The organism is Anabaenopsis sp. NIES-4685 (assembly GCF_059725405.1).
This window is the reverse complement of record NZ_AP043602.1, coordinates 2,009,337-2,021,374: the sequence shown is the minus strand read 5'-3', so window position 1 is coordinate 2,021,374 and position 12,038 is coordinate 2,009,337. Positions and strand designations below refer to the sequence as shown.

Sequence of the window (12,038 nt, the reverse complement as noted above, 5' to 3'; positions counted from 1 at the left end):
AAGCTCCAAAAAAAGAAAGCCTAACTCCCAGAATTAGTACCTGTGAGGGCGATCGCCCTAATTAGTCAGCTTTGGGGCGATCGCATAAACTCAAAAGTGGGTTAGTAGCTAGTTACTGTTGTCTTAACTAAGAATTACAAACCCTCACAGTTGCTCAAAATTTCCTGTCATCTTTTCGCTTTGTGGCAGAATTATAGTAAAATCACTGTATGCTACTAAGATTCAAAACCCAAAGGGATTTAGTCTAAGTGGACTCGTTGAATCAAGAATCTCCGTATCTTTAGAGCGGGGAGTGTGAATAGAGTAGCTTTGGTAGATTGAAAACTTTGTGATTGCTATTTATCCTGGCAGCTTTGATCCCATCACTTTAGGTCACCTTGATATCATTCAGCGTGGTAGTCGGCTGTTTGACCTGGTGATTGTTGCTGTACTACGGAATCCGAATAAAGTACCATTGTTTACAGTAGAGGAAAGATTAAATCAAATTCGGCGCACTACTCAACATCTGACTAATGTGGAAGTGGATGGTTTTGACGGTTTGACTGTTAAGTATGCCCAACAAAGACACGCACAGGTTTTACTACGAGGCTTACGGGCAATTTCCGACTTTGAAGTGGAGCTGCAAATGGCTCATACTAATAAAACTATTTCCACTCAAATAGAAACAGTTTTTCTGGCAACATCTAATGAGTATAGTTTTTTGAGTAGTAGTGTGGTAAAAGAGATTGCAAGGTTTGGCGGATCTGTTGATCATCTTGTTCCCCAAGAAATTGCCCTGGATATATATAAATGCTACAATCACACCTATCCCACGACCAATTGAATGACAACGGTAGTTATCCCCCCCCGGAGGAGTATATTAACGGAACGGAAAGCGTCAATATTATCGAGGAACTTAATCGTTTAGAGGATTTAATTCTCTATGGTTTTTGTATTCCTTTCACGGGACGCACTATAGTTGATGAAGATAAGCTGATTGAGCAAATCGATTTTATTCGCCTGTCTTTACCAGGGATTTTTCAGGAAGCTACTTTTGTGCTGCAACAAAAGGAAGAGGTTCTGCTGGAAGCTCAAGAGTATGGACGAAAAATTATAGAAGCGGCTCAAGCTAAACGAGGGCAAATTTTAGCTGAAAGTGATATCCTCAGGGAAGCCGAACAAAAAGCCCAGGAGTTGCGCAGACAAGTTGAGCAGGAATGCGAGGCGATGATGCAAGCTACTCTGGCGGAAATTGACCAAAAGCGCCGCAGTTGTGAGGAGGAGTTGGAGCAGTTGCGACGAACTGCTATAGCTCAAGCTCAAGAAATCGAAAATGGCGCGGATGAATACGCTGATACTGTCCTGGAAAATATGGAGAAGGATTTGCAGGAGATGTTAGGTATTATTGTCAATGGTCGCCAGCAGTTGCGCTGTAATACACCTCCTACGAATAGTAGAATTTAGTGACCTGTAACACCCAAGCTCATGTATCTGATTATCTTGACTTGATGCGATCGCCCAGGGGATAAAGCATCACCTGGATAAGATCCCCCACTTCTATAAAAATTGATGGTGAGAACTCGGGGATATGAGTAACGAATAAAAGCGATCGCACTGGCGTTTTGTCAGTCAACAGTCAACCGTGATCACAGTTATAATCAAATCAACCTATACGTAAACTTTTATGACTAAATGGTTTAACACAGCAGGCCCTTGTAAGCCAAATATCCACTATACCCTACCCACCAGTGAACGGTTACCCCAATTAAAACGCCTGATTGAGCAAGAGAATTACTTTGTTATCCATGCACCCAGACAAACTGGTAAAACCACTGCCATGCTCACCCTAGCACAGGAATTAACAGCCAGTGGTAAATATACCGCCGTCATGGTATCCGCAGAAGTAGGTTCGCCCTTTCCCGATCAGCCAGAAGTAGCAGAACAGGCAATTTTAGGTGCTTGGCAAGATGCTATTGACTTTTGGCTACCAACAGAATTACAACCACCTTTTTTAACTAATGGTAATCCACCTCAACGTATCGGCTCTTTCCTCAAATCCTGGGAGAAACTTCTAAGCGCCCCCTAGTGGTGTTTATTGATGAAATTGACTCTTTGCAAAATCAAACTTTAATTACTGTCTTAAGGCAATTAAGGGACGGTTTCCCCCGTCGTCCCCAAGGTTTCCCCCAATGTGTAGCCTTGATTGGGATGCGGGATGTACGTGATTATAAGGTAGCCTCTGGTGGTAGTGATAGGTTAAATACCTCTAGCCCCTTTAATATCAAAGTAGAATCTTTAACCTTAAGTAATTTCACCTTAGAAGATGTTAAAAGCTTATACGAACAACACACCCAAGCCACAGGGCAAATCTTTACCCCCCAAGCTATTAACCACGCCTACTATTTAACTCAAGGTCAACCTTGGTTAGTCAATGCGATCGCCCGTCAAGTTACAGAATACCTAGCAGAAGATGTGAATATTCCCATCACGGTAGATTTAATCAATCAAGCCAAAGATATACTAATTCAAAGACAAGACACCCATTTAGATAGTTTAGCAGAGCGACTGCGAGAGGATAGAGTAAAAGCAATTATTCAACCCATGTTAGCCGGGGAAGAATTACCAGATGTACCTAATGATGATATTCGTTTTCTCCTAGATTTAGGATTGTGTCGCTATCATCCCATCAAAGGTTTAGAAATTGCCAACCCCATATATAGAGAGGTTTTACCTAAAGTTTTAGCTTATACCCCCATTATGTCCCTAGGGGTGATTGAACCTGAATGGTTGAGTCCTAGTGGTGAATTAATCCCAGAAAAATTATTAGACTTATTCTTAGACTTTTGGCGACAACACGGGGAACCATTATTTAAAAGTACCCCCTACCCAGAAATTGCGCCCCACTTAGTATTAATGGCATTTTTACACCGCGTGGTTAATGGTGGTGGTAGCTTAGAACGGGAATACGCTATAGGCTCCGGGAGGATGGATATATGTCTGCGTTATGGGGATGTGGTCTTAGGGATGGAATTAAAAGTATGGAAACAGGGAAAACCCGACCCCTTGCAGCAAGGATTGATACAGTTAGATAAGTATTTATCAGGACTCAATCTAAATACAGGATGGTTAATCATATTTGACCGTCGTCCTGATTTACCCCCCATCAGCGATCGCACTACCACGGAAATAACCCAGAGTCCTCAAGGGAGAAATATTACAGTAATTCGGGGGTAGCCTAGTCATCTATCCCAGTCAACCGTCAACAAAACAGCGATCGCACTAGCTAACTTCATAAAGTTGGATATTACGGAACTGACTATCAGCATTAGGATTTACTACATCGTGGTCATTCACTACAGTGAGGTAGTTAAAGTTACCTGTGAAGTAATTTCCTACGCTAATTTGGTAAGCTTTCCAATCTTGCTCCATGCTGTAGTTGTTATAGTTTTGTAATCCCCAATTTTGAGTACCACTGAGTTTGAATGTTGTTTGTGGACTAATTACATTATCTGTGTCAAAGCCAATGGCATGAATTTCTCCAGCGCTAGTGCTTCGGAATTCAAATTTTAGGATGGTGTTGGCAGTAATGTTGTAGTTGCCAATGTCCAGTTTTTTCCAGGTATTACCGAATAAGTCTAATTGAGTTTGATCATCGGAAATAGTGTGGTGACCATTCAAATCTTGTTGAGGGTCGTAAGAAGAAATCAGGTGGTCGTTGGTTTGACCGTTGATGTCAACCTTAATGTTGGGAACCTTGTCATAGATTTTTAGATTCCGGAACTGACTATCAGCATTAGGATTTACTACATCGTGGTCATTCACTACAGTGAGGTAGTTAAAATCTCCCGTGAAGTAATCTCCTACGCTAATTTGGTAAGCTTTCCAACCTTCACTTATGCTGTAGTTGTTATAGTTTTGTAATCCCCAATTTTGAGTACCACTGAGTTTGAATGTTGTTTGTGGACTAATTACATTATCTGTGTCAAAGCCAATGGCATGAATTTCTCCAGCGCTAGTGCTTCGGAATTCAAATTCTAGGATGGTGTTGGCAGTAATGTTGTAGTTGCCAATGTCCAGTTTTTTCCAGGTATTACCGAATAGGTCTAATTGAGTTTGATCATCGGAAATAGTGTGGTGACCATTCAAATCTTGTTGAGGGTCGTAAGAAGAAATCAGGTGGTCGTTGGTTTGACCGTTGATGTCAACCTTAATGTTGGGAACCTTGTCATAGATTTTTAGATTCCGGAACTGACTATCAGCATTAGGATTTACTACATCGTGGTCATTCACTACAGTGAGGTAGTTAAAATCTCCCGTGAAGTAATCTCCTACGCTAATTTGGTAAGCTTTCCAACCTTCACTTATGCTGTAGTTGTTATAGTTTTGTAATCCCCAATTTTGAGTACCACTGAGTTTGAATGTTGTTTGTGGACTAATTACATTATCTGTGTCAAAGCCAATGGCATGAATTTCTCCAGCGCTAGTGCTTCGGAATTCAAATTCTAGGATGGTGTTGGCAGTAATGTTGTAGTTGCCAATGTCCAGTTTTTTCCAGGTATTACCGAATAGGTCTAATTGAGTTTGATCATCGGAAATAGTGTGGTGACCATTCAAATCTTGTTGAGGGTCGTAAGAAGAAATCAGGTGGTCGTTGGTTTGACCGTTGATGTCAACCTTAATGTTGGGAACCTTGTCATAGATTTTTAGATTCCGGAACTGACTATCAGCATTAGGATTTACTACATCGTGGTCATTCACTACAGTGAGGTAGTTAAAATCTCCCGTGAAGTAATCTCCTACGCTAATTTGGTAAGCTTTCCAACCTTCACTTATGCTGTAGTTGTTATAATTTTGTAATCCCCAATTTTGAGTACCACTGAGTTTGAATGTTGTTTGTGGACTAATTACATTATCTGTGTCAAAGCCAATGGCATGAATTTCTCCAGCGCTAGTGCTTCGGAATTCAAATTCTAGGATGGTGTTGGCAGTAATGTTGTAGTTGCCAATGTCCAGTTTTTTCCAGGTATTACCGAATAGGTCTAATTGAGTTTGATCATCGGAAATAGTGTGGTGACCATTCAAATCTTGTTGAGGGTCGTAGGCGGAAACGAAATAGTTACCGACAACATCTTGGATGTCTACAATAACGGTGGGATCATCATTTTCAATTGTCCCCGTAGCAGCAGCGGTGGTAATAGTTGCGTCACTAGGGTTGGATAGGGTGACTGTAAAGCTTTCATCTAGTTCTACTACCCTGTCACCACTGACATTGACTGTAATTTCCTTAGTGGTTTCGTTCTGGAGAAACTCAACTGTACCTGATGGAAATACTCCACCTGTAAAGTCATCAGCAGTAGCAGGGTTGTCACCTGTACCTGTAACCGCCCAGTCAACACTACTTGTACTTGTGGTGTTCCCCGTGCGGGTAACTGTGAAGGTGAAGGGGGTAGTATCTGCGTCACCTTCAGCCTGTGTAGCATTAGTAGGGGCGATCTCTAAGGTAGCATCATCATTTTCAATTGTCCCCGTAGCAGCAGCGGTGGTAATAGTTGCGTCACTAGGGTTGGATAGGGTGACTGTAAAGCTTTCATCTAGTTCTACTACCCTGTCACCACTGACATTGACTGTAATTTCCTTAGTGGTTTCGTTCTGGAGAAACTCAACTGTACCTGATGGAAATACTCCACCTGTAAAGTCATCAGCAGTAGCAGGGTTGTCACCTGTACCTGTAACCGCCCAGTTAGCTGTGCTTGTACTTGTGGTGTTCCCCGTGCGGGTAACTGTGAAGGTGAAGGGGGTAGTATCTGCGTCACCTTCAGCCTGTGTAGCATTAGTAGGGGCGATCTCTAAGGTAGCATCATCATTTTCAATTGTCCCCGTAGCAGCAGCGGTGGTAATAGTTGCGTCACTAGGGTTGGATAGGGTGACTGTAAAGCTTTCATCTAGTTCTACTACCCTGTCACCACTGACATTGACTGTAATTTCCTTAGTGGTTTCGTTCTGGAGAAACTCAACTGTACCTGATGGAAATACTCCACCTGTAAAGTCATCAGCAGTAGCAGGGTTGTCACCTGTACCTGTAACCGCCCAGTTAGCTGTGCTTGTACTTGTGGTGTTCCCCGTGCGGGTAACTGTGAAGGTGAAGGGGGTAGTATCTGCGTCACCTTCAGCCTGTGTAGCATTAGTAGGGGCGATCTCTAAGGTAGCATCATCATTTTCAATTGTCCCCGTAGCAGCAGCGGTGGTAATAGTTGCGTCACTAGGGTTGGATAGGGTGACTGTAAAGCTTTCATCTAGTTCTACTACCCTGTCACCACTGACATTGACTGTAATTTCCTTAGTGGTTTCGTTCTGGAGAAACTCAACTGTACCTGATGGAAATACTCCACCTGTAAAGTCATCAGCAGTAGCAGGGTTGTCACCTGTACCTGTAACCGCCCAGTTAGCTGTGCTTGTACTTGTGGTGTTCCCCGTGCGGGTAACTGTGAAGGTGAAGGGGGTAGTATCTTCGTTACCTTCAGCCTGTGTAGCATTAGTAGGGGCGATCGCTATAAACTGATCATTAAAGATGATTTGCAATCCTGCATCCCTATCAGCTACATAGGCGTAGTTCCCCACCACTTGTACACCATGAGCCAAGCCAGGGGTATCGTAAACGCCGGTGCGGGTGGGGTTGGCGGGGTTGCTGATATTGATGATTTGCAATCCTACATAATCATCAGCGACATAGGCGTAGTTCCCCACCACTTGTACACCATGAGCCAAGCCAGGGGTATCGTAAACGCCGGTGCGGGTGGGGTTGGCGGGGTTGCTGATATTGATGATTTGCAATCCTGCATTATAATCAGCGACATAGGCGTAGTTCCCCACTACTTGTACATCATAAGCAGCGCCCAGGGTATTGTAACTGCCGGTGAGGGTGGGGTTGGCGGGGTTGCTGATATTGATGATTTGCAATCCTGCATAATCATCAGCGACATAGGCGTAGTTCCCCACTACTTGTACACCCAAAGCAGAGCCAGAGGTATCGTAAACGCCGGTGCGGGTGGGGTTGGCGGGGTTGCTGATATTGATGATTTGCAATCCTGCATCCCTATCAGCTACATAGGCGTAGTTCCCCACTACCTGTACACCATTAGCAACGCCACTGGTATCGTAACTGCCGGTGCGGGTGGGGTTGGCGGGGTTGCTGATATTGATGATTTCCAATGCACGCTCATCAGCGACATAGGCGTAGTTCCCCACTACTTGTACATCATAAGCCCGTCCAGAGGTATCGTAAACGCCGGTGCGGGTGGGGTTGGCGGGGTTGCTGATATTGATGATTTGCAATCCTGCAATATCATCAGCGACATAGGCGTAGTTCCCCACTACTTGTACACCCAAAGCAGAGCCAGGGGTATTGTAATTGCCGATGATATTCAGTACCCCCATATAATTCTTCAATGTCGCACCACTCAAAGGTACTGACACCAATCCATCACCTAGCTCCAAATCCCAATTACCCCCCAGGGTAGGATGACCGGTTTTACTAGTGGAAGCACTAATAACACTTTGGGTTAGCTGCTGTAACTTCTGGATAAATTCCGCCCCTGCATCCCCCGCAGCCACTTCACACCCATAGAGACAGATATGGCGACTTGACCACTGCTGTAACTGTGGTTGGTATAAATTAAGATTTCTTAAGTTAACTTGACTATTACCTAAATATAAACATCCCGGCGCACCGTGAGAAATGATGTGGAGAGTGTCACAGTGGGGATGCTGTGCTAAAAATCTTGTAATTTGAGTTATACCATCCTCATCAGGATTGAGGATAACAGTGGTTATACCTGGTATAACACCCGCAGCGAGGGTTTGATAGTCGGATACAGTGGAATCAATAAATACAATAGCCATAGGAGTAAAGGTGTTATGGGTGGTACATAGCATAGGGAATGGCGTTTGCAACTTGCTTAATTACGCTTCATACAAAAAAAATATAAACCACAATAAATTTAAAGTGAAGTAAAATTTATTAAAAAAATAGAAAAATTACATTCAGGACTTAGAGTTCGCAAATCAGCTTCTGGGTGATTCTCTGCTAACTGCTTAAATGAAATTGCGATCGCTCTGGGGTCAACATCTTGGTTATGGTATAAGTCCAGGGTGTCAAATATTCGCTTAATAATAATTGTTAACCCTATTTATAAAGTTATATTTAACACCCAGTCGGATTTATCCGACTTTAGCTATTAGACAGGGGTTTCTAACCCCTGGCTCCCGGTGCTTGTAGCTTTTAAACCCTGACCCGTCAACTGTCAACCGTCAACGGTATGGCTAACGCCACGCTATCGCTATCGACTCCGCTCACCGTCAACGGTATGGCTAACGCCACGCTATCGCTATCGACTCCGCTCACCGACCACCGTCAACAGTTAACACCTAGTCGGATTTATCCGACTTTAGCTATTAGACAGGGGTTTCTAACCCCTGGCTCCCAATGCTCTAAACTGCTGCGGTTTCACAGGCGATCGCACTGGCGTTTTGTCAGTCAACCGTCAACCGTGATCACAGTTATAATCAAATCAACCTATACCTAAACTTTTATGACTAAATGGTTTAACACCGCAGGCCCTTGTAAGCCAAATATCCACTATACCCTACCCACCAGTGAACGGTTACCCCAATTAAAACGCCTGATTGAGCAAGAGAATTACTTTGTTATCCATGCACCCAGACAAACAGGTAAAACCACTGCCATGCTTACCCTAGCACAGGAATTAACAGCCAGTGGTAAATATACCGCCGTCATGGTATCCGCAGAAGTAGGTTCGCCCTTTCCCGATCAGCCAGAAATAGCAGAACAGGCAATTTTAGGTGCTTGGCGAGAGGCGGCAAGATTTTGGCTACCCAAGGAGCTAGAACCACCGGTGTGGCCAAATGCACTACCAGGACAAAGGATAAATGCTGCTTTAACTGCCTGGGCGAGGCTTCTGTGCGCCCCCTGGTGGTGTTTATTGATGAAATTGACTCTCTGCAAAATCAAACTTTAATTACTGTCTTAAGGCAATTAAGGGATGGTTTCCCCCGTCGTCCCCAAGGTTTCCCCCAATGTGTAGCCTTGATTGGGATGCGGGATGTACGTGATTATAAGGTAGCCTCTGGTGGTAGCGATAGGTTAAATACCTCTAGCCCTTTTAATATCAAGGTGCGCTCTCTGACTTTAAGTAATTTCACTCTAGAAGATGTAAGTAATCTATACGCACAACACACCGCAGCCACTGGGCAAATATTTACCCCCCAAGCTATTAACCACGCCTATGATTTAACTCAAGGTCAACCTTGGTTAGTCAATGCTTTAGCTAAGGAAGTTACAGAATATTTAGCAGAAGATACCAATATCCCCATCACGGTAGATTTAATCAATCAAGCCAAAGATGTACTAATTCAAAGGCAAGACACCCATTTAGATAGTTTAGCAGAACGATTGCGAGAAGATAGAGTTAAAGCCATTATAGAACCTATTTTATCTGGGGAAGAACTACCCAACACCCCAGAAGACGATCGCCGTTATCTGTTAGATTTAGGTTTAGTGATTCGCAGTAAAGAAGGTGGGTTAAAGGTAGCTAACCCCATCTATCAAGAGGTCATCCCCAAGGTGTTAGCTCAGGGTACTCAAGATAGTTTACCGATGATTCAACCCAGTTGGTTAACACCCACAGGGGAATTAAACCCGCAAGTTCTATTAGAAACCTTTCTAGACTTTTGGCGACAACACGGAGAACCATTATTTAAAAGTACCCCGTACCCAGAAATTGCGCCTCACTTAGTATTAATGGCATTTTTACACCGTGTCGTTAATGGTGGTGGTAGCTTAGAACGGGAATACGCTATAGGCTCCGGGAGGATGGATATATGTCTGCGTTATGGGGATGTAGTCTTAGGGATGGAATTAAAGGTATGGAAACAGGGTAAACCGGACTCTTTACAGCAAGGATTGATACAGTTAGATAAGTATTTATCAGGACTCAATCTAAATACAGGATGGTTAATCATATTTGACCGTCGCCCTGATTTACCCCCCATCAGCGATCGCACCACCACGGAAATAACCCAGAGTCCTCAAGGGAGAAATATCACAATCATTCGCGGATAGCTGGGTAATCTATCCCAGTCAACCGTCAACAAAACAGCGATCGCACTAAGCAGCCGGGTAATAAATTACCCGTCTGATAGCGAAAGTCCACTAGAAGTGGACTATTAGGTTAAATAGGGTACTCTAGGCAATGGTTATTAATGGCATTTATAATGTTATATTTAACACTCAGTCGGATTAATCCGACTTCAGCTTTTAGACGGGGGTTTCTAACCCCCGGTTCCCTCCCAATTGTCGAGCTTCATGGCGATAGCGAAGCGCTGCTGCAAGCAGATCGCCTATGCATAAGCGATCGCCCTTCCGTCACCCGTGGTCGGTGAGCGGAGTCGATAGCGATAGCGTGGCGTTAGCCATACCGTCAACCGTCACCCGTGGTCGGTGAGCGGAGTCGATAGCGATAGCGTGGCGTTAGCCATACCGTCACCCGTCACCCGTGGTCGGTGAGCGGAGTCGATAGCGATAGCGTGGCGTTAGCCATACCGTCAACCGTCACCCGTGGTCGGTGAGCGGAGTCGATAGCGATAGCGTGGCGTTAGCCATACCGTCAACAGTTTTTCTATAACGTGTAGGTGAAGTCATTTACCAACATTCCGGGAACTAGACTACCTCCTAATTGACGACTCTCATAAGTTCCCACATCGGGGATGAACTCTTGAAAGTTGGTGAACTCTACAAGATTATCTCCCCAGAAACGATAGAGACTTTCATCAAAGCGTAAATTTTCAATGGGGGCGATGATTTCCCCCTGTTCTACCCAAAAACAAGCATAACGAGTCATCCCGGTAATTCTCCCCGTGGGGCGATCGCTCCAGTTGAGGTAATGTAGATTAGATATATATAGTCCTGTATCTAAACTCCTAAGAATATCGTCAAAGCCTAAATTACCCGGACTGATGTGGGGCGATCGCAAAGTTTCGGAGCTATTAGCACCGTTGGCGGTTTTACCGTATTCCTTAGCGGTGCGAGAATTAACTAGAGTATTAACTAAAACCCCCTGTGTAATTATGGGTAACTCAGGAGCTACCATTTCTCCTAATTGATTAAATCGCGGTACAAACCCCTGTTGAAAGTTTTCTGTTAAACTAAACTTAGGGGATAGTTGTTTTTCTTGGCGTGATAGCATAGCCAAAGCACTGTTTCCCTGTTGTAAATCAGCCTCACTCACCGCTGACCAGGAAAGCATATCTAATAAATCTGCTACTGCAGCGGGAGCAAAATAAGTTTTATACCGTCCCGGTGTCAATTGTTTAGCTGGACGGGAAAGTAATTTTAGTTGGGTTTTAGCTGCGCTCATCTTGGCGATGTAAGCGCTGTCATCCCAATGACTACCAGCAAGGATGACTTTAACTGCTTGTCCACAGGTATCAAATAGGGAATAATCTAAGGTAAAGGTATCAGTGGTAAACCAGTGTTTTTGACCTTGAGAATCAGCATAGGCTTTAATCACTAACCCTCCGGCATAAAGACCAGTAAAGTCTAAATCTCCCACCTGGGCTAATATAGTTGTAACTACGGATTCTTGTGGTAATAATTGCCCAGAATTGACTTCGCGACTAATATTATTGCCTGATGGTAACACTAAATAGGGGTCAAGGGGTAAAACTGGCAATTCTTGGCGGAGTTCGAGTAATGCTGTGTGTGCTGCGAGGGAGTCTATTTCCCTGTTTCCTGTCAAGGGAAAACAGCGAAAGCTGCGGCGCTGATTTTCCATTAAAGTTAATTCTATGGAACCGTCAGCAACTACACCTGTTTGTCTCACCTTCCCATGGTTAAAACGAGTAAATTGGCTGTGTTCACTGCTGAGTCTGAGGGTAAATTCTTCCGTGACTGTTTTTTCTATCAGTAGTGTTTCTATAAGTTGATTGAAACTGTTTTCTAAAGTCATGGGGTGTTTTTGAGGGGGAATTTCTGGGGATAGTTA

The 12,038-nt window shown here is 43.9% G+C and carries 6 protein-coding genes and 3 pseudogenes; 6 read left to right on the top strand and 3 right to left on the bottom strand.

The genetic code is table 11. The features are described 5' to 3' along the window. Positions 1 to 328 precede the first annotated feature (328 nt). Together coaD and AC6IZ0_RS08910 are read left to right on the top strand one after the other, a co-directional pair. Positions 329 to 820 (top strand): annotated as a pseudogene (gene coaD, locus AC6IZ0_RS08915) (pantetheine-phosphate adenylyltransferase); the annotation flags it as partial. After that, the gene (locus tag AC6IZ0_RS08910; RefSeq protein WP_497725821.1) at positions 790 to 1,443 is read left to right on the top strand and encodes a DivIVA domain-containing protein; all 654 of its coding nucleotides are present in this window, start codon (positions 790 to 792) and stop codon (positions 1,441 to 1,443) included. The pseudogene coaD and the gene AC6IZ0_RS08910, both read left to right, overlap by 31 nt. Positions 1,444 to 1,474: 31 nt before the next feature. Here the strand turns inward: AC6IZ0_RS08910 and AC6IZ0_RS08905 are convergent, their stop codons facing one another. Then, positions 1,475 to 1,612 (bottom strand): hypothetical protein, encoded by a 138-nt coding sequence (locus tag AC6IZ0_RS08905; protein WP_497725820.1) that lies wholly within the window; start codon positions 1,610 to 1,612, stop codon positions 1,475 to 1,477. A 51-nt stretch (positions 1,613 to 1,663) separates the two neighbouring features. Between AC6IZ0_RS08905 and AC6IZ0_RS08900 the strand changes: the two are divergent. After that, positions 1,664 to 3,213: pseudogene (locus AC6IZ0_RS08900) on the top strand (AAA family ATPase). 45 nt (positions 3,214 to 3,258) lie between these two features. On the opposite strand, the gene AC6IZ0_RS08895 reads toward AC6IZ0_RS08900, so the two are convergent. Beyond that, entirely contained in the window at positions 3,259 to 7,878 is a 4,620-nt protein-coding gene (locus AC6IZ0_RS08895) for a DUF4347 domain-containing protein (RefSeq protein WP_497725819.1), read from the bottom strand. Positions 7,879 to 8,294: 416 nt separating this feature from the next. Between AC6IZ0_RS08895 and AC6IZ0_RS08890 the strand changes: the two genes are divergently transcribed. From AC6IZ0_RS08890 to AC6IZ0_RS08880, 3 genes and pseudogenes are all read left to right on the top strand, one after another. After that, positions 8,295 to 8,561, top strand: coding sequence for a hypothetical protein (locus AC6IZ0_RS08890; RefSeq protein WP_497725818.1), 267 nt, complete (start codon positions 8,295 to 8,297; stop codon positions 8,559 to 8,561). A gap of 6 nt (positions 8,562 to 8,567) precedes the next feature. Beyond that, a pseudogene (locus AC6IZ0_RS08885) lies at positions 8,568 to 10,117 on the top strand (ATP-binding protein). 140 nt (positions 10,118 to 10,257) lie between these two features. Continuing rightward, the gene (locus tag AC6IZ0_RS08880; RefSeq protein WP_497725817.1) at positions 10,258 to 10,437 is read left to right on the top strand and encodes a hypothetical protein; all 180 of its coding nucleotides are present in this window, start codon (positions 10,258 to 10,260) and stop codon (positions 10,435 to 10,437) included. Positions 10,438 to 10,673: 236 nt separating this feature from the next. Here the strand turns inward: AC6IZ0_RS08880 and AC6IZ0_RS08875 are convergent, their stop codons facing one another. Continuing rightward, positions 10,674 to 12,002 carry a TldD/PmbA family protein gene (locus tag AC6IZ0_RS08875; protein WP_497725816.1) on the bottom strand — a complete coding sequence of 443 codons (1,329 nt, stop codon included), beginning with the start codon at positions 12,000 to 12,002 and terminating at the stop codon, positions 10,674 to 10,676. Positions 12,003 to 12,038: the final 36 nt, after the last annotated feature.

Excerpts from the sequence above, each read along its gene's own strand:
- AC6IZ0_RS08910 (WP_497725821.1), top strand. The coding sequence starts at position 790 with ATGCTACAATCACACCTATCCCACGACCAATTGAATGACAACGGTAGT.
- AC6IZ0_RS08880 (WP_497725817.1), top strand. The coding sequence starts at position 10,258 with ATGGCATTTATAATGTTATATTTAACACTCAGTCGGATTAATCCGACT.
- AC6IZ0_RS08890 (WP_497725818.1), top strand. The coding sequence starts at position 8,295 with ATGGCTAACGCCACGCTATCGCTATCGACTCCGCTCACCGTCAACGGT.
- AC6IZ0_RS08895 (WP_497725819.1), bottom strand. The coding sequence starts at position 7,878 with ATGGCTATTGTATTTATTGATTCCACTGTATCCGACTATCAAACCCTC.
- AC6IZ0_RS08875 (WP_497725816.1), bottom strand. The coding sequence starts at position 12,002 with ATGACTTTAGAAAACAGTTTCAATCAACTTATAGAAACACTACTGATA.